At 54.9% G+C, this 16,181-nt stretch carries 21 protein-coding genes; 3 read left to right on the top strand and 18 right to left on the bottom strand.

All coding sequences use genetic code 11. The annotated features are described in order from the left end of the window. Positions 1 to 24: 24 nt before the first annotated feature. The 15 genes from OS190_RS04000 to rplO all read right to left on the bottom strand — a co-directional run bounded on the left by OS190_RS04000 (position 25) and on the right by rplO (position 13,672). Complete coding sequence (locus OS190_RS04000; protein ID WP_267157383.1) at positions 25 to 1,269, bottom strand: amino acid ABC transporter permease; 1,245 nt, start codon at positions 1,267 to 1,269, stop codon at positions 25 to 27. 149 nt (positions 1,270 to 1,418) lie between these two features. Beyond that, positions 1,419 to 2,435: an amino acid ABC transporter substrate-binding protein gene (locus OS190_RS03995; protein ID WP_267157382.1), complete on the bottom strand. Its 1,017-nt coding sequence runs from the start codon at positions 2,433 to 2,435 to the stop codon at positions 1,419 to 1,421. Between the two features lie 207 nt (positions 2,436 to 2,642). After that, positions 2,643 to 3,356, bottom strand: a complete 714-nt coding sequence (locus tag OS190_RS03990) for an ATP12 family chaperone protein (protein ID WP_267157381.1) — start codon at positions 3,354 to 3,356, stop codon at positions 2,643 to 2,645. Continuing rightward, positions 3,353 to 4,036, bottom strand: a complete 684-nt coding sequence (locus tag OS190_RS03985) for an HAD-IA family hydrolase (RefSeq protein WP_267157380.1) — start codon at positions 4,034 to 4,036, stop codon at positions 3,353 to 3,355. The genes OS190_RS03990 and OS190_RS03985 overlap by 4 nt, the downstream gene beginning before the upstream one ends. Continuing rightward, entirely contained in the window at positions 4,033 to 5,079 is a 1,047-nt protein-coding gene (locus OS190_RS03980) for an RluA family pseudouridine synthase (protein ID WP_267157379.1), read from the bottom strand. Before OS190_RS03980 ends, OS190_RS03985 begins: the two co-directional genes overlap by 4 nt. After that, a complete protein-coding gene (crcB, locus tag OS190_RS03975) occupies positions 5,076 to 5,456 on the bottom strand; it encodes a fluoride efflux transporter CrcB (protein WP_267157378.1) in 381 nt (126 codons plus the stop codon). The genes OS190_RS03980 and crcB overlap by 4 nt, the downstream gene beginning before the upstream one ends. A 48-nt stretch (positions 5,457 to 5,504) precedes the next feature. Next, positions 5,505 to 6,818 carry a replication-associated recombination protein A gene (locus OS190_RS03970; RefSeq protein WP_267157377.1) on the bottom strand — a complete coding sequence of 438 codons (1,314 nt, stop codon included), beginning with the start codon at positions 6,816 to 6,818 and terminating at the stop codon, positions 5,505 to 5,507. Between the two features lie 3 nt (positions 6,819 to 6,821). Further along, entirely contained in the window at positions 6,822 to 8,198 is a 1,377-nt protein-coding gene (locus tag OS190_RS03965) for a trypsin-like peptidase domain-containing protein (protein ID WP_267157376.1), read from the bottom strand. A gap of 127 nt (positions 8,199 to 8,325) precedes the next feature. Next, positions 8,326 to 8,742, bottom strand: coding sequence for a 50S ribosomal protein L17 (gene rplQ, locus OS190_RS03960; RefSeq protein ID WP_267157375.1), 417 nt, complete (start codon positions 8,740 to 8,742; stop codon positions 8,326 to 8,328). 147 nt (positions 8,743 to 8,889) lie between these two features. Next, positions 8,890 to 9,906 (bottom strand): DNA-directed RNA polymerase subunit alpha, encoded by a 1,017-nt coding sequence (locus tag OS190_RS03955; RefSeq protein WP_025045915.1) that lies wholly within the window; start codon positions 9,904 to 9,906, stop codon positions 8,890 to 8,892. A gap of 115 nt (positions 9,907 to 10,021) precedes the next feature. Continuing rightward, a complete protein-coding gene (gene rpsK / locus OS190_RS03950) occupies positions 10,022 to 10,411 on the bottom strand; it encodes a 30S ribosomal protein S11 (RefSeq protein WP_267157374.1) in 390 nt (129 codons plus the stop codon). A gap of 14 nt (positions 10,412 to 10,425) precedes the next feature. After that, complete coding sequence (rpsM, locus tag OS190_RS03945) at positions 10,426 to 10,794, bottom strand: 30S ribosomal protein S13 (protein WP_267157373.1); 369 nt, start codon at positions 10,792 to 10,794, stop codon at positions 10,426 to 10,428. A gap of 265 nt (positions 10,795 to 11,059) precedes the next feature. Next, positions 11,060 to 11,707: an adenylate kinase gene (locus OS190_RS03940; RefSeq protein WP_267157372.1), complete on the bottom strand. Its 648-nt coding sequence runs from the start codon at positions 11,705 to 11,707 to the stop codon at positions 11,060 to 11,062. Then, positions 11,704 to 13,068 (bottom strand): preprotein translocase subunit SecY, encoded by a 1,365-nt coding sequence (gene secY / locus OS190_RS03935; RefSeq protein ID WP_267157371.1) that lies wholly within the window; start codon positions 13,066 to 13,068, stop codon positions 11,704 to 11,706. The genes OS190_RS03940 and secY overlap by 4 nt, the downstream gene beginning before the upstream one ends. Positions 13,069 to 13,192: 124 nt before the next feature. Continuing rightward, positions 13,193 to 13,672, bottom strand: coding sequence for a 50S ribosomal protein L15 (gene rplO / locus OS190_RS03930; protein ID WP_267157370.1), 480 nt, complete (start codon positions 13,670 to 13,672; stop codon positions 13,193 to 13,195). Between the two features lie 182 nt (positions 13,673 to 13,854). Here rplO and OS190_RS03925 point away from each other — a divergent pair, with 182 nt between their 5' ends. Genes OS190_RS03925 through OS190_RS03920 form a run of 3 tightly spaced genes read left to right on the top strand, consistent with a single transcriptional unit; the run spans position 13,855 to position 14,725 of the window. Then, positions 13,855 to 14,091, top strand: a complete 237-nt coding sequence (locus tag OS190_RS03925) for a type II toxin-antitoxin system ParD family antitoxin (protein ID WP_267157369.1) — start codon at positions 13,855 to 13,857, stop codon at positions 14,089 to 14,091. Next, on the top strand, positions 14,088 to 14,381 hold the full coding sequence (locus tag OS190_RS20555) for a type II toxin-antitoxin system RelE/ParE family toxin (protein WP_416237369.1): 294 nt from the start codon (positions 14,088 to 14,090) through the stop codon (positions 14,379 to 14,381). The genes OS190_RS03925 and OS190_RS20555 overlap by 4 nt, the downstream gene beginning before the upstream one ends. Positions 14,382 to 14,404: 23 nt before the next feature. Then, on the top strand, positions 14,405 to 14,725 hold the full coding sequence (locus OS190_RS03920) for a hypothetical protein (protein ID WP_267157368.1): 321 nt from the start codon (positions 14,405 to 14,407) through the stop codon (positions 14,723 to 14,725). Between the two features lie 177 nt (positions 14,726 to 14,902). Here the strand turns inward: OS190_RS03920 and rpmD are convergent, their stop codons facing one another. From rpmD to rplR, 3 genes are all read right to left on the bottom strand, one after another. Then, positions 14,903 to 15,091: a 50S ribosomal protein L30 gene (rpmD, locus tag OS190_RS03915; RefSeq protein ID WP_267157367.1), complete on the bottom strand. Its 189-nt coding sequence runs from the start codon at positions 15,089 to 15,091 to the stop codon at positions 14,903 to 14,905. A gap of 3 nt (positions 15,092 to 15,094) precedes the next feature. Further along, the gene (gene rpsE / locus OS190_RS03910) at positions 15,095 to 15,664 is read right to left on the bottom strand and encodes a 30S ribosomal protein S5 (protein WP_267157366.1); all 570 of its coding nucleotides are present in this window, start codon (positions 15,662 to 15,664) and stop codon (positions 15,095 to 15,097) included. A 150-nt stretch (positions 15,665 to 15,814) separates the two neighbouring features. Next, complete coding sequence (rplR, locus tag OS190_RS03905; protein ID WP_267157365.1) at positions 15,815 to 16,174, bottom strand: 50S ribosomal protein L18; 360 nt, start codon at positions 16,172 to 16,174, stop codon at positions 15,815 to 15,817. Positions 16,175 to 16,181 lie beyond the last annotated feature (7 nt).

Genomic DNA, 16,181 nt, shown 5'->3' with positions numbered 1-16,181 from the left:
AAAAGCTCCTTTGGACCGGTCATCTTAGCGCTCCTTCAGCTTCATTGAGCTATTATAGACGTTCATCACCGCAGAGATGAGCAACGAAATCGTCAGATAGAACAACATCAGCAAGAGGACACACTCAATCGCGCGGCCCGTTTGGTTCAAGGTGATTCCGCCCAGCGTCGCCGTAATATCGGCATAGCCTACTGCAATCGCCAGTGAAGAGTTTTTGGTGATGTTGAGATATTGCGAAATCAGCGGAGGAATGATCACCCGCAAGGCCTGCGGCAGGATAACAAGGCTCATGGTGCGACGTGGGCGCAGCCCAAGCGCTGAAGCCGCCTCTGTCTGACCTTTGGACACCGCTTGAATACCGGCACGCACGTTTTCCGCGATGAAGGCACCGGTGTAGACCGACAAAGCCAGCCAAAGCGCAATCAGCGGTGCACCAATCTGGAGGCCTCCACGCAGGTTAAACCGGTTGGCCAATGGATCGGGAAAATCCCATGACAGCCCAAGAATAAAGAGCACTACAGCCACTGGAACCAGCCAGATCGCCAGATTTGTCCAAAGAGTGCCGGGTCGAATACCTGTGTCTTCTTGTATCTTGTTCGCACGGGCGGTCATTGCCCTGGTTGCAAACAGCGATCCGAACAAAACAACAATCACCAACAACCAGTTGGCGATGCTTCCCTCTTCGCCGCCAAAGCCATTGGTAAAAAACGGTGCAGGAACATAAACGCCGCGGTTGGTAAACGCGATGATACCGCCCAGCATGCCGCGCTCGGGGTCTTCGCCCAGATAGGATTTCGCGCTCGGCATCACTGCCGTCACGATGGTAAAAATAATGATAATCCAGATCAACACCGGAATGTTCCGGAAGATCTCTACGTAAAAGGACATCAACTTTCTGACAAGCCAGTTGTTTGAAAGCCGCAAAACACCAGCGATGACGCCCAGAACCGTCGCGGTGATACAGGCCAGAATCGCAACGAGAAGTGTATTGATGATCCCGACAAACGCAGCCCGCGTGTTGGACGATTGACTGGTATATTCAATCAGCGTTTGGTTAATGTCATAGCCGGCTGGTGTAGCCAAAAACCCGAAGGAGATATTCAAATCCTGTTCTGCCAGGTTCGCGAGCAGGTTGGAAATGATGTATCCGATTGAAATCGCCAAAAGAATGGCTGCAATCGCTTGAAGTGTCAATGAGCGGTATCGTGAGTCGTTCATCAGCATGGATAGCCGGAACGTCCCCCCTTGAGGGTCGGTGGTAGTCGACATCAGATTGTTCCCCGTCTGCCCGGCCGTTGTTTTTTATCAGCACCTTAAGGTGCCCGTACCGGATAAATTTGTTGGTCGTATGGCTCGTGTGATACACGGCCGTGATGCGCAAAGGGCGCGGAATGATCCGCGCCCTTTGACCGAAGTGTTTAGCGGAATGGAGGGCTGTAAAGCAGGCCGCCGTCTGTCCACTGTGCGTTCAGGCCACGGGCCAGACCAACCGGAGTATCTTCCCCGATGTTACGGGCAAAGATTTCACCATAGTTGCCCTGTGTCGCAATCGCGCGCTTGGCCCAATCAGCATCCAGACCCAGCATTTCGCCCAGAGTACCTTCGGTACCCAGAAGGCGCTTGATCTCGGGGTTGGTTGAACCTGTCGACATTTCACCGACATTGGCAGAAGTAACACCCAGTTCTTCGGCTGAGATCAGAGCATTCAGCGTCCAACGGACAACATCGCCCCATTCGTTATCGCCGTGACGGACCAGCGGGCCAAGAGGCTCTTTTGAGATGATCTCTGGCAGCAGGGTGTGGTCGCCCGGGTTTTCAAATGTCGCACGAGTAGAGGCCAGACCGGATGCGTCGGTTGTGTAGCTGTCACAAGCGCCCGCGAGGTACTGCTGTGCACCTTCAGCGTTTGTTTCAATCGGCACTGGCTCATAGCTGATGTTATTGGCACGGAAGAAATCCGCGAGGTTCAGCTCAGTTGTTGTACCTGTCTGTACACAGACGGTGGCACCGTCCAGATCCTTGGCTGACGAAACGCCCAGTGCTTTGGGAACCATGAAGCCCTGGCCGTCATAATAGTTCACACCGAGGAAATCGAACTTGAGGTCGACATCACGGGACAGGGTCCATGTGGTGTTACGCGCCAGAACGTCAATTTCACCCGACGCCAGCGCGGTAAAGCGGGTCTTGCCGGTTGTTGGTACGAACTCTACGGCTGTCGCATCACCCAGAACGGCCGCAGCGACGGCACGGCAGAACGCAGCGTCAATGCCTTTCCATTCGCCGGTCGCATCAGGTGCAGCAAAGCCAGCCAGACCGGTTGTCACACCACAGTTCAGCTTGCCGCGCGCCTTTACGTCGTCAAGTGTGCCAGCAGCCGCAGCGCCGGCTGCAAGACCGGCGATCGTCAATGCACCGAAAATTACAGATTTATTCATTGTTACCTCTTCCTGATAGTCCGCCACGTTTTTGGGCGGTTGATCCAATGCCTTTGTGGCATCGGAGGCGATACTTCACGGCTTATCCCGCTCAGTGGAGAGGAGTGTGCTCGGATTCCCGTTTGAAGGTCAAGTGGTACGGTCTGAAAATCGGGCTATATCGTCACACAACGCTAAGTAAAGCACTGCAAATTCGCACAAATGTGATCAGCCAGCGCGACAAAGCATGAACATCCGGGCTGCATGCAGGAAACTGGCCTTTTTGATCCGGGCCATTTCTTCGGCTTCATCGTCGCTGCCCCATTGTTCCGCTTGCCAGGTTTCGTCCAGCCGGGAGAGTTCCCAAATTTCTTCTGGCGGACGGGCCTGGCGGGTCGTGGCAAACCCAAGGATCAGCGATCCAGTCAAACTGACCAGATCATGAAAGGCCGCCAGTTCAAATGCGCTGAGTTTCCGGGTCTGATCCCTTAGCACCTGTAATGCAGCAGCCTCTTGGGGTTGATGCATGACGCCGGTGCGCAAGCCCAGTTGCACACCTAAATTTTCTTGCGCCCAGTCCAACATCGGATCCCAGAGAGCATGTTGCCGAGTCACCAATTCCTCGGGTGCTTCGGCCCGATAACACAACAGATCGCTGTCACCATAGGCCGCCAGCATTTCGGCCACTTCCCGATGCTGAACCAATACCTTGTCGATGGCCGCGTTGGCGGTTTTTGTTGCAGGCATCTTATGCGGTATGATCTCACCCTCCTGGGCATCCCATTCCGCAGCGACCGCTTTGGCCATGGCTTGCGTGGGGAGAATCAACGCCCGCTTTGCAGGAGTCTTGACCGAACGGCCATCTAGTTTGATTTCGAAACCCTCTGCTACTTTTTCGACAGCAGTTTCTTTCCAGAATCGCTTTGCTTTCCAGTCACTCATGCAGGGACGCTCCAGATTTCATTCAGCGCAGGCAACAGTCCCCCGTAGCTGTCGATCAACACCGTGGCACTGCCTAATGCGTCACGGTTATGATAGCCCCATTCCACGCCGATCCCGCGCACGCCCGCCGCGGCGGCCATGTCCATGTCAAAACTCGTATCGCCAATCATGACAGTGTCTTGCGGCGCGATACCCGTTTCGGCCATCGCCTGCAGGATCATCGACGGATGGGGTTTGGAGGGGTGATGGTCGGCGACCTGTTGGGTTACAAAGAGCCCTTGCAACCCGTGACCCTCAATCAATTTATCCAGTCCACGTCTGGATTTGCCCGTGGCCACACCCAACAGGATTTCCGGCATTGCATGAAGACGACGCAGCATTTCTATCGCGCCGGGATAAAGCGGCGAAGATTTTTTCACACCAGTGCGCGCGCGCATGTCGATATAGGCGGCCTTATAGGCCTCACACATTTGCAAATGCGCATCAGCCGGCAAATCCGGTGCCAGGCGGGGGAAGATAACGTCAAGCGACAGACCGACCACCCCCAACACTTCACTGCGTTGGGGCATCGGTCTGGCAACAGCGGCAAAGGCAACTTCCATAGCGGCAACTATATCGCGCTGGCTATCAACCAGTGTGCCATCCACATCAAATATCACCAATCGCAAGCCGTCACTCATTGCAATGTCTCGAACGGATCATCCGCCGCCAAATCTTCGGTCCAACCAAAGGTTTCCCAGGAATGTGCCATATGATCAGGCAGTTCTGCGGTCACGGTGATGATCTTGCGCGTTTCTGGATGCTGAAACCGCATCATCCTCGCGTGCAGATGTAATTTTTTCGAGATCATACCGCCAAGCTGGGCTCCCCAGCCGTCACCCTTGTTTTCCTGACCTGAACCACCGTATTTGCCGTCCCCGACGATGGGATGGCCGATCTCTGCCATATGGGCGCGCAACTGGTGGGTGCGCCCGGTAATCGGCTCAAGCGCGACCCAGGAGGCCCGCGAGGCAACACGGTACAAGGTAGCGTAAAGCGTATGCGCCCGTTTCGCGCCGGGCGTGTCATCCACATCCCGCGGATGGACGGCGATCATCTTTTCGCCTTCACCACCCTTGCCATGGCCCCCGGCCTTGATCAGTCCATAGCGTATCTCGCCAAGAAATGGCGTGGGCACACCGGCGACAATCGCCCAGTAAATCTTGCGCGTTTCGCGGTGACGCATGGCCGCGGTCAACGCCTTGGCTGCCATGCGCGTGCGGGCAAGCAACAGTACCCCCGACGTATCCCTGTCCAGCCGATGCACCAAACGCGGTTTTTCATCGGCGTCAAAGATCAGCGCTTCGGACAAGGCATCGACATGGCGATCCCCCTGCCCCGAGCCTCCCTGCACCGGCAGGCCAGGCGGTTTGTTCAGGGCGATCACATGTTCATCCCGGTAAATCACGCAATTGCGGATGAATTTCGCATCGGCATCCGTCACACGTGTCCGTTTGGGTGGCGGTGGTGCCTCTACATCTGGCAATGGGGGAATACGCACCTGCTGACCGACTTCCAACCGTGTCGAACCTTTGACACGACCTCCGTTCACGCGAATATCACCCTTGCGGCACATCTTTTCGATCTTGCCTTGGGAAATCAGTGGGAAATTGCGCTTGAACCATCGGTCAAGCCGCTGATCCCCGTCATCTTCGCCCACCGTTAACATTTGAACACGGCTCATATCATCATCCCCCGCGCGAGCCACAGCCCCGCCATCAGCCCCCCGACGGACAAACCCACCGAGAGCGCCACATATATACAGGCCGATGCGAACTCGCCCCGCTCCATCAACGTCACGGTCTCAAGCGAAAACGCCGAGAATGTGGTAAACCCGCCCAGAAAGCCGGTCATCACAAAAGGGCTGAGATGTGTCAGCCCTTTTTGCGCCGCAACGGTTACGAAAACCCCCATCAGAAAAGAGCCGATCACGTTGACGGTAATGATCGCCAATGGAAATTCCATTGGACCCGTCAGGCGCAAGACGGCAACACCCGACAGGAACCGGAGCGCAGCACCCAGGGCACCACCAAAGGCAACAAGAAGCAACGTTGAAAACATCTGCGGTCTGTCGTGGTTTGCAACGCAATTGTCAAGCAACCAAGGGGCTCAGGCTTTACCCGCACGCTTTGCCCGCAACTTGCTAAAATAGTCCAGCCGCTTTTTCAGATCGCGTTCGAACCCACGCTCAACCGGTGTATAAAGCATCGGCCGTTGCATGGTTTCCGGAAAATAATCCTGTCCTGAAAATCCATCTTCTGCGTCATGATCATAGGCATACCCAGTACCATAACCTTGTTCTTTCATCATTTTGGTAGGCGCATTCAAAATATGCTTTGGCGGCGGCTCTGATCCGGTTTCCCGCGCTGCCCTGCGCGCGCCCTTGTAGGCCAGATAGGTGGCATTCGACTTGGGGGCCAAGGCCAGATAGGTCACCGCCTGCGCCAAGGCTAATTCACCTTCAGGGCTGCCCAGGCGTTCAAAGGTTTCCCAGCTTTGCAGGCAAATCGCCTGGGCCTGTGGGTCGGCCAGCCCAATATCCTCAACCGCCATCCGCGTGATCCGCCGCGCCAGATACCTGGGGTCCTCGCCGCCTTCCAGCATACGCGCAAACCAATACAAGGCCGCGTCAGGATCCGACCCGCGCACTGATTTGTGCAGGGCGGAAATCAGATTGTAATGCGCATCGCCGCCCTTATCATATTGCGCCGCCCGCCGCATCAGACGTGTTGCCAGGGTCGCCTTGTCCAGCTTGACATCACTTTTCCAAGCCGTCACCTGCTCGATCAGGTTCAACAACGCACGGCCGTCGCCATCAGCCATTTCCAGCAGGGTTTCACGCGCCGAATCTTCAAGCGGCAGGGGGCGATCCACTTCGTTTTCCGCGCGTTGCGCCAACAATTCCAACTCGGCCAATGACAGGCGTTCCAACACCATGACCTGCGAACGGCTCATCACCGCTGCGTTCAATTCAAAACTCGGGTTTTCCGTTGTAGCCCCCACCAGCAATATGGTGCCGTCCTCCATATGCGGTAAAAACCCGTCCTGCTGTGCCTTGTTAAAGCGATGGATTTCATCGACGAACAACAAGGTGCCCTGCCCGTTCTGCCGCCTCAGCCTCGCTGCCTCAAAAACGCGGCGCAACTCTGGCACACCAGAAAAGATTGCCGAGATCTGTACAAAATGCAGGTCTGTTTCATCTGCTAACAGCCGCGCGATTGTCGTTTTCCCCACGCCTGGCGGTCCCCAAAAAATCAAAGACGAAAGACTTCCAGATTCCAGCATTACCGTCAGCGGCCCTTCCGGACCGAGCAGTTTTTGCTGGCCGATGACCTCACCGATCGACTGAGGCCGCAACCGGTCCGCCAGGGGACGATGCCCGGCCTCTGCCACCTTTTCGGTGTTTTCGAATAAATCAGCCATGGTTCAAACTCTGAAACGCAGCAACGTGCGCCTGTTACCGCGTTGAACAACCATTTCAATCCGCCGCACCTGACCCGAAAGGATGGCCGCAACATCCTCCGGGTGGTCAATCTCGATCCCGTTTACCTCAAGGATCAGATCTCTGGCCTGCAATCCAACCCGACGGCCAAACCGGCCCGGGTCCAAGATAGCAACGCCGTTACTTTCCAGAATCAGGTTCAATTCCGTAATCACGGCCGGATTTACCCGTACAAGCCTCAAACCGGGCAGTAAACTGCGGTCGCCCAAAACAGTTTCGGCTCTGGGGGGGCTGTCCGGTGCCGCAATCAGATCAACATAGATCTCAAGCGCATTTCCGCCTCTCAACAGCGTCACATTTGCGCTGGTGCCCAAGCCTTCGACGCTCATCCGATAAATCATTTCAGCCGGTGTATTGACCGGTTGCCCGCCCACATGGGTAATCACATCCCCCACCTGCAACCCCGCGCCACGAAACGGGCTGGCCTCGTGCATACCCGACACGATGATCCCGCCTGGACGGTCCAGCCCCAAAGGGCCTGCCATATCGGCATCCACCGGTTGACCACTGATCCCTGCCCAAGGCCTGCCAAAACTTGTCTGACCTGTCCGCGCCTGAGCAACAAAAGCTGCAACCAGATCGGATGGAATCGCAAAGCCGATTCCATTGGACCCACCGGACCGTGTGAGGATCGAGGTATTGATCCCGATTAGACGTCCAGCCATGTCGATCAATGCGCCACCGGAGTTACCTGGATTGATCGGCGCATCCGTCTGGATGAAATATCCCAGTCCGGAATTGCCCCCACCTGCGCGGCTCCGGGCCAGACCGGACACAATGCCGCTGCTGACGGTTTGCCCAACACCAAAGGGATTGCCAATCGCCAACACCAGCTCTCCGACTTCCACACTCTCGCTTTCGCGCAGGTTCAGGAATGGCAACTTGTCATCGGTTTCAATCTGGAGAATCGCAAGGTCCGCCTCTTCATCCCCGAGCAAGACCCGCGCCGAAAATTCGCGGCGGTCGTTCAGCACGACACGGATTTCAGTCGCCATACCCACCACGTGATAATTCGACACCACTATGCCGTCCTCAGAAAGGATCACACCGGACCCAAGAGAGTTCTGAACCCTTGGTTGTTCGGAAAACGGGTCACGAAAAAACCGTTCAAAAAAGGGATCGCGCTGCAGGGGGGTTCGTGCGGGTTCGGCCATGATCTTGGCGTAAATGTTGACAACGGCCGGCACGGCTTCTTTGACCAGTGGCGCAAAGCTGAGCTGAATTTGCGCGGCAGTGGACGGCACTTGCTGCCCCAGCACAGGGGCGGCGCAGAACATGAGAACAAGGATCAGATACTTCATCCCCCAGATATGCGCAGGCTTGACCGCTTGCGCAACTCCTCTCCTCTTTTTGCAATCAAATTCCAATATTCAAAACAAAAGGCCCCGCCAGATGGCAGGGCCTCGCATTCGCAACTTGCGGAATATCTTATTCGGCGGCTTCTTCTGCGGCCAAGCGGGCTTTGTCGCCTGCACCTTTGGCATCGCGGTCACGATCAACAAATTCGATGATCGCCATTGGTGCCATGTCGCCATACCGGAAACCGGCCTTCAATACGCGCACATAACCGCCCTGGCGATCCTTGTAGCGCGGGCCCAGGACTTCAAACAGTTTCGCAACGTATTTGTCTTCTTTCAACTTGGACGCAGCCTGACGGCGGGCATGAAGGTCGCCGCGCTTGGCCAGAGTGATCATTTTTTCGATGATCGGACGCAGTTCTTTTGCCTTAGGCAATGTTGTCTTGATCTGCTCATGTTCGATGAGCGAGCCTGCCATGTTTGACCAGAGCGCCTTGCGGTGCTCATGTGTTCGGTTCAGGCGGCGGTATCCACGTGCGTGACGCATGTTGTAGTCTCCTAGATATGCCCTCTACGGGCGGTTTTACTTTGTCTGACCGGCGATGCGTGTCACCGGTTCTCCTTGGGGCAGATGCCCGGTCGTGATGGTTGGGTTTCACCCACCCTACGCAGGGTGGATGAAACCCACGCGTTCTTAAAAGTTGTCTTCGAACTTCTTCGCCAGATCTTCGATGTTGTCCGGTGGCCAGTCCTCAACGTCCATGCCAAGGTGCAGACCCATGCCTGACAGCACTTCCTTGATTTCGTTCAAGGATTTGCGACCAAAGTTTGGCGTGCGCAACATTTCGGCTTCGGTCTTCTGGATCAGATCACCGATATAAACGATGTTGTCGTTCTTCAGGCAGTTGGCCGAACGGACAGACAATTCCAACTCGTCCACTTTCTTGAGCAGCAGCGGGTTGAATTCAAGACCGTCATCCTCGTCCGCACGGGAGGCAGACTCTGGCTCGTCAAAGTTCACGAAGATACCCAGCTGGTCCTGCAGGATACGCGCTGCAAATGCCACGGCATCATCCGGCGTGATGGAGCCGTCTGTTTCGACTTTCATCGTCAGTTTGTCATAGTCCAAAACCTGACCTTCACGGGTCGGCTGCACGTCATAGCTGACTTTCTTGACCGGCGAATAGATCGCGTCGATCGGGATCAGACCAATCGGTGCATCTTCTGGCTTGTTCTTTTCGGCAGAAACATAGCCCTTACCGGTATTCACCGTCAGTTCCATGTAAACATCCGCGCCATCGTCAAGGTGACAGATGACGTGATCACGGTTCAAAATCTCGATTCCCGCAGATTCGGATATATCGCCAGCCGTCACAACGCCCGGACCTTTTGCCGAAATCGACAGGCGCTTTGGCCCTTCGACTTCCATGCGGATGCTGACACCCTTGAGGTTCAGAATGATGTCGGTCACGTCTTCACGCACACCGGCAACAGACGAGAATTCGTGCAAAACGTTATCAATTTGTACAGATGTGATCGCGGCACCCTGCAAAGAAGACATCAGAACGCGACGCAGCGCGTTGCCCATTGTCAAACCAAAGCCGCGCTCAAGCGGTTCAGCCATGACAGTTGCCTGACGCGCAGGGTCATTGCCCGGCTTTACGTCCAACTGTGCAGGTTTGATCAATTCGGCCCAATTTTTGTGGATCATGGTATCCCTCCATCCTTGTAACTGCTGCATGTCCGTCGGCAGTTACGCTCGAGGTTTCAAAAAGGCGGTATGGGGCCTGCATGAAAACATACAGACCCCGTAAAATTGTCGTCGCTTAAACGCGGCGGCGCTTTGGAGGGCGGCAGCCGTTGTGTGCCATCGGCGTCACGTCACGAATGGACGTGATGTTAAAGCCTGCGGCAGCCAACGCGCGAAGCGCTGATTCACGGCCAGAACCCGGACCCTGGACTTCGACTTCCAGCGTTTTCACACCATGTTCCTGCGCCTTGCGGCCCACATCTTCTGCGGCCATTTGAGCGGCATAGGGTGTTGATTTACGAGAACCCTTGAAACCCATGGTGCCGGAAGAAGACCATGCAATTGCATTGCCCTGAACATCCGAAATCAGGATCTTCGTGTTGTTGAAAGAAGAGTTCACATGCGCCACACCTGCGGCGATATTCTTGGAGACCTTGCGCTTGGTCTTGCGTGCTTCGCGTGCCATCTAATCAGCCTCCCTTATTTCTTCTTACCGGCAATGGCCTTTGCGGGGCCTTTGCGTGTACGAGCGTTTGTGTGTGTGCGCTGTCCACGGACAGGCAGGTTACGACGGTGACGCAGGCCACGGTAGCAACCAAGGTCCATCAGACGCTTGATATTCATCTGCGTGTCACGACGCAGGTCACCTTCGACCATATAGTTTTCGTCGATGTGCTCGCGGATTTTCAGAATTTCAGTATCTGACAGCTCGTTGATGCGGCGCGAAAGGTCGATGCCGATCGCTTCGCAAATGGCGCGAGCTGATGTGTTACCGATACCGGTGATATATGTAAGGGCGATTGGAACCCGCTTTGCAGTGGGTAGGTTTGCGCCGGCAATACGTGCCAAATTGCATATCCTTTTTTGTTGCGGGTCCGTTATTCCAGACCCTTTTTTCACAACATAAGCCCGAGGCAATTAAGACCATCGGGCTAAAGCTGATCAGGTGATCATGCGGGCGGGAGCGACCCTGACCGCAAATTGATTCTCATACGAGATAGCGCTGACTATGGGGTTTTGAGATTGGCGTCAACCCGCCTGAAATGCAGTTGCAGCATCAGGCGCAAACTTGATAACCAACGAACCGGTTATGTGCGGCAGGTAGCCAGCCCGATCAGGTTTCAAGCGCGCTCTTGATTTCACCCTGAACCGCCTCGACCGTGCCCAGGCCATTCACCGAACTCAGCATTTCTTTGGCATAATAGTAACCAATCAAAGGCGAGGTTTGTTTGTAATAGGCCATCAGACGGGTCTTGAGGCTTTCTTCATTATCGTCGGCGCGCCGGGTGAAAAGGTTTTCTTGGCCACAGCTGGTACATTTGCCATTTTCGGGGATCGGCTTGGTATTGTCGTTATACACCTCACCACAGCCCGAACACGTTGACCTTGCCGTGATCCGGTCAACCAATGCCTCATCGTCAACACGCATTTCAATCACCGCATCAAGGGTCTTGCCTTCGTCCGACATCAAATGACCCAAGGCATCCGCCTGTTCCAAGGTACGGGGGAACCCGTCAAAGATAAAACCGCCCTTGTTATCGCCTTCCAGTTTTTCGCGGATCAATCCGATTACGATCTCGTCTGTGACCAATTCACCACGCGCCATGACACCGGCAACCATATTGCCCATTTCGGTACCGCTGTCTTTGGCTTCACGCAGCATATCACCTGTCGAAAGCTGAACCATATTACGGGTTTCAACCAGATGCCGTGCCTGCGTGCCTTTGCCCGCGCCCGGAGGCCCAAGAAGAATAATGTTCATTTACGTATCGGGCTCCGTTTTTTGCGTGAACCCTTACCTTTACCGCGCAGGTTCGATTTTTCAAGCAGGCCTTCGTATTGATGGGCCAGCAGGTGGCTTTGAACCTGTTGGATCGTATCCATCGTTACCGACACAACGATCAACACCGAGGTGCCGCCGAAATAGAACGGAATAGCAAACTGGCCCCGCAGGATTTCAGGGAACACACAGACCAATGCCAGATAACCGGATCCAAGAACAAGCAGACGGTTCACCACGTATTCCAGATATTCTGCCGTTTTCTTGCCTGGGCGAATGCCCGGAACAAAACCGTTCTGATTCTTTAGATTGTCGGCCACTTCTTCCGGTTTGAAGCTGACATTGAACGTATAGAAATAGGTGAAGAACACGATCATCGAGACAAAGAACAACAGATACAGCGGTTGGCCGGGGCCAAAGTTCGCAAGCAGAACCGACATGATTGGCCCTGTGGAATTGCCTGAAAAGGTGCTGATGGTAATCGGCAACAACAAAAGGGAGGACGCGAAAATCGCGGGGATGACGCCGGCCGGGTTAACCTTGACCGGCAGGTGGCTTGATCCGCCATCATACATCTTCATGCCCACCTGACGGCGGGGATACTGAATATGGATCTTGCGCAGGGCGCGCTCCATGAACACCACGAACATGATTGTCAGAACCACCATGACCAACACGCCGATGATGACGGCCGGACTGATCGCTCCGGACCGGCCCGAAGCAAAGAACTGTGCAATGGCGGCGGGTACCTCGGCAATGATGCCGACAAAGATGATCAGGGAAATACCGTTGCCGATACCGCGCGCGGTGATCTGTTCACCCAGCCACATCAGGAACATCGTGCCGCCCACCAGCGTGATCATACAGGCAATGCGGAAATAAATGCCCGGATCCGCGGCAATGTCCCCTGCTTCCAGAGATACCGCGAGGCCGTAAGACTGCAGGATCGCCAGCGTCACCGTACCATAGCGCGTATACTGGTTCAGTTTCTTGCGCCCCTGCTCTCCCTCTTTCTTCAACTGTTCCCACGGGGCATACATTGACCCGAGAAGCTGCACGATGATCGAGGCCGAGATATAGGGCATGATGCCCAAGGCAAATATACCCATCCGGCCCAATGCGCCCCCGGTGAACATGCTGACCATGCCACCGATGCCCTGCCCGGCGCTTTCCATGAAGTCGCGAAGGGCACCGCCGTCGATGCCCGGAACGGGGATGAAAGTGCCAAGACGATAGACAATCAACAAGCCCAAGGTGAACAGGATACGGTTTCGAAGGTCCGTGGCCTTGCCCAACGCAGCCCAGCTGGTGTTGGCGGCCATGTTTTCGACGGCTGATACCATGAGTACGATCTCTTTTTGTTGTTATGCAAACGCCGCCCAGGCTGTTTTCCAGCGGGGCGGCGTTTGGGAAAACTCGTGAGTTATGTAAGCGGGACGCAGCCCGCTCACAAGCCTTAAGGCTGCTTTACGCGTCCGCGGCTTCTACTTTTGCTGTCAGGGTCACCTTGCCGCCCGCCTTTTCAACCAGCTCGATGGCGGTTTTAGAGGCACCATGCACATGCAGGTCAAGTTTGGCAGTGATCTCGCCCTTGGCAAGCAGGCGAATGCCGTCCAATTCGCGGCGCACCAGACCGGATTCGATCAGCACAGCGGCGTCGATCGGCTTTTTGATGTCCAGTTTCTTGGCGTCGACGAACTTCTGGATCAGACCAAGGTTCACAACAGCATAGGATTTGCGGTTCGGCTTGTTAAAGCCACGCTTTGGCAGACGTTGGTAGAGGGGCATCTGGCCACCTTCATACCCTTTGATCGCTACGCCTGAGCGGGATTTCTGACCCTTGATACCACGGCCACCCATTTTACCGGTGCCGGAACCTGGACCACGACCAACGCGCTTGCGTTTCTTGGTGGCACCTGGGTTGTCAGACAGTTCATTCAGTCTCATGTCGCTTCTCCTTTTGCCGGAAATGCCCCCCAGCGACGGGAAGTGGGCAGACGCGGCGTTACAAATGTGGTGGCCGGAATCGGGGCCACTGGGGGCGTATAGAGCGGGTGGGGGTTTGTGGCAAGGGGGGTGGGTTGAAGAATGTACCAATTATTGGTATATAATTAGCAACGGAGGAAGATATGCAAAAGAACACGTCAATATCATTGGGCGACCACTTTGCCGGATTCATTGAAAACAGTGTTTGTTCAGGGCGTTACAATTCGGCCAGCGATGTGGTGCGTGCGGGTTTAAGGTTGTTGGAAGAACAGGAAGCCAATCTGGAAGCACTTCGCAAGGCACTTATTGAGGGTGAAAATTCCGGCGAGCCGCAAGCTTTCGATTTCGATGCTTTCGTCGCTGAGAAACTTTCTCCGTGAAGGCACTGAAATTCAGACCAAAAGCGCGGACTGATCTGGATGGGATCTGGGCGTATTCAGTCGAAAATTGGGGAACGGATCAGGCTCAAACTTATTTTCGAGGCATTCAGAGAGTTCTTGACAGGCTAATTGATGGAACTGGAATTAGCCTGTCAGCGGAAAATGTCTTGGAGCGGTGTCGGAAGGTCCGTGTGGCATCGCATGTGGTCTACTTTCAAGAAGACAGCGATGAGATCGTCGTAATACGCATTCTACACCAGCGGATGGATGTGGCGCGGTCTCTTAGGTAATAGAATTCCGTAGGGTTGGTGATTTGAACATTCTCAATAATATCGCTCGTTGGTGCTACGTGAAACGCCAAGCGCGCAAGCAATGTTTGCAAGAACAAAGTGAATTTGTAAAAGAGGTTGAGGCTCTTTTTTACCAGAAAGCAGCGGATTTCGGTTTGCGAACGGTCGTAGATAAAGAGGAACCGGTCGGGGTGTCGATAATCCTCCCACGACAAAATGGCCTTCAGTTCGAGATAAATTTGAAGACGTTCTTAGGAGCTTTATACCCGGCAATTCCCGATTCCGTATGCACCGAACAGGCGTTGTTCTTGAGAGCTGCGAAGACGATGGCGGGAAAGAATTGAGCCGCTTCCACGGATTGGGTTCAAATAGGATGAAAATGGAACAGGTTTTTCAGAATAATCCCAAAGTAACTGCTAACGGGTTAAATGAATAAACGCCCCGCAGTTTCCCACGAGGCGCTCTATCTCGGGCAACGGAGTTTTCAAAAAACTCCGGGCCGTTTTCTTTAAAAGAAAACGTTACCCCTTCTCTTCCACAATCTCTACCATGTGAGAGACCTTGCGCACCATACCGCGCACAGAGGGCGTATCCTCAAGCTCACGGGTGCGGTGCATTTTGTTCAGGCCCAAACCGACCAGAGTCGCTTTTTGATCTGCGGGGCGACGGATTGGTGAACCAATCTGCTTAACAACAATTGTCTTAGCCATGATTTAGGCCTCCTCAGTGGCTGGCGCTGGCGCGTCAGTCTTGGGCAGGATGTCTGCAACCTTCTTGCCGCGGCGCTGTGCAACGGAGCGCGGGGAAGATTCCTTGCGCAGACCGTCCATTGTGGCGCGGATCATGTTGTAGGGGTTTTGTGAACCGATGGATTTGGACACAACATCCTTCACACCCAGCATTTCGAAAATCGCACGCATCGGACCACCGGCGATGATGCCTGTACCTTCAGGTGCAGAGCGCATCACAACTTTGCCTGCGCCGTGACGGCCTTCCATATCGTGGTGCAGCGTACGGCCTTCGCGCAGCTGAACGCGGATCATCTGGCGCTTTGCCTGCTCAGTGGCCTTGCGGATCGCCTCAGGCACCTCTTTGGCTTTACCTTTGCCAAAACCCACGCGACCTTTTTGGTCACCGACTACGACCAGTGCAGCAAAACCAAAGCGCTTACCGCCTTTTACAGTTTTGGACACACGGTTGATCGCGACAAGGCGATCCTGAAATTCTGGAGTCTCGTCGCGGTTACCCCGGCGATTGCCCCCTCGGTTGTCGTCTCTGGCCATGTCGGCCTCCTTGATCTGCGGGCGGATGCCCGGTTTTTGTCAATCGCGGTGAGCGTGACGCCCCCGGATCATCGAGAGGGCACAGCGCGCGCCCTCTTCGCGTTTCATGCGTGGGTTTCACCCACCCTACGTAGGGTGGGTACAACCTACTTATATCTTCAAGCCGCCTTCACGGGCTGCTTCGGCCAAGGCTTTAACCTTGCCGTGGAACAGGAATCCGCCACGGTCAAAATAGGCCTCTGAAACTCCGGCTTTCTTGGCGCGTTCCGCGATCGTTGCACCTACTTTTGTGGCCGCTTCGATGTTGTTTTTGCCAACAAAACCCAGGTCTTTTTCGAGCGTCGATGCAGAGGCGAGTGTCACGCCATTCACGTCGTCGATCAATTGGACCATGATGTTCTTGTTTGAACGGTGCACGGACAGGCGCATACGGCCCCGGTTCGCGCGGCGAAGTTTGTTCCGAACGCGCAAGCGGCGTTTGATGAACAGTTGTCTTTTGCTGTTTGCCATCTTTGCG

Origin of the sequence: Sulfitobacter sp. F26204, from assembly GCF_026410305.1 — a bacterium.
Taxonomy (GTDB): domain Bacteria; phylum Pseudomonadota; class Alphaproteobacteria; order Rhodobacterales; family Rhodobacteraceae; genus Sulfitobacter.
This window is presented reverse-complemented; position numbering and strand designations above follow the sequence as displayed.

Coding starts and splice junctions, on each gene's coding strand:
- OS190_RS04000 (WP_267157383.1), bottom strand. CDS start 1,269: ATGTCGACTACCACCGACCCTCAAGGGGGGACGTTCCGGCTATCCATG.
- OS190_RS03995 (WP_267157382.1), bottom strand. CDS start 2,435: ATGAATAAATCTGTAATTTTCGGTGCATTGACGATCGCCGGTCTTGCA.
- OS190_RS03990 (WP_267157381.1), bottom strand. CDS start 3,356: ATGAGTGACTGGAAAGCAAAGCGATTCTGGAAAGAAACTGCTGTCGAA.
- OS190_RS03985 (WP_267157380.1), bottom strand. CDS start 4,036: ATGAGTGACGGCTTGCGATTGGTGATATTTGATGTGGATGGCACACTG.
- OS190_RS03980 (WP_267157379.1), bottom strand. CDS start 5,079: ATGAGCCGTGTTCAAATGTTAACGGTGGGCGAAGATGACGGGGATCAG.
- crcB (WP_267157378.1), bottom strand. CDS start 5,456: ATGTTTTCAACGTTGCTTCTTGTTGCCTTTGGTGGTGCCCTGGGTGCT.
- OS190_RS03970 (WP_267157377.1), bottom strand. CDS start 6,818: ATGGCTGATTTATTCGAAAACACCGAAAAGGTGGCAGAGGCCGGGCAT.
- OS190_RS03965 (WP_267157376.1), bottom strand. CDS start 8,198: ATGAAGTATCTGATCCTTGTTCTCATGTTCTGCGCCGCCCCTGTGCTG.
- rplQ (WP_267157375.1), bottom strand. CDS start 8,742: ATGCGTCACGCACGTGGATACCGCCGCCTGAACCGAACACATGAGCAC.
- OS190_RS03955 (WP_025045915.1), bottom strand. CDS start 9,906: ATGATCCACAAAAATTGGGCCGAATTGATCAAACCTGCACAGTTGGAC.
- rpsK (WP_267157374.1), bottom strand. CDS start 10,411: ATGGCACGCGAAGCACGCAAGACCAAGCGCAAGGTCTCCAAGAATATC.
- OS190_RS03940 (WP_267157372.1), bottom strand. CDS start 11,707: ATGAACATTATTCTTCTTGGGCCTCCGGGCGCGGGCAAAGGCACGCAG.
- secY (WP_267157371.1), bottom strand. CDS start 13,068: ATGGTATCAGCCGTCGAAAACATGGCCGCCAACACCAGCTGGGCTGCG.
- rplO (WP_267157370.1), bottom strand. CDS start 13,672: ATGAGACTGAATGAACTGTCTGACAACCCAGGTGCCACCAAGAAACGC.
- OS190_RS03925 (WP_267157369.1), top strand. CDS start 13,855: ATGCAAAAGAACACGTCAATATCATTGGGCGACCACTTTGCCGGATTC.
- rpmD (WP_267157367.1), bottom strand. CDS start 15,091: ATGGCTAAGACAATTGTTGTTAAGCAGATTGGTTCACCAATCCGTCGC.
- rpsE (WP_267157366.1), bottom strand. CDS start 15,664: ATGGCCAGAGACGACAACCGAGGGGGCAATCGCCGGGGTAACCGCGAC.
- rplR (WP_267157365.1), bottom strand. CDS start 16,174: ATGGCAAACAGCAAAAGACAACTGTTCATCAAACGCCGCTTGCGCGTT.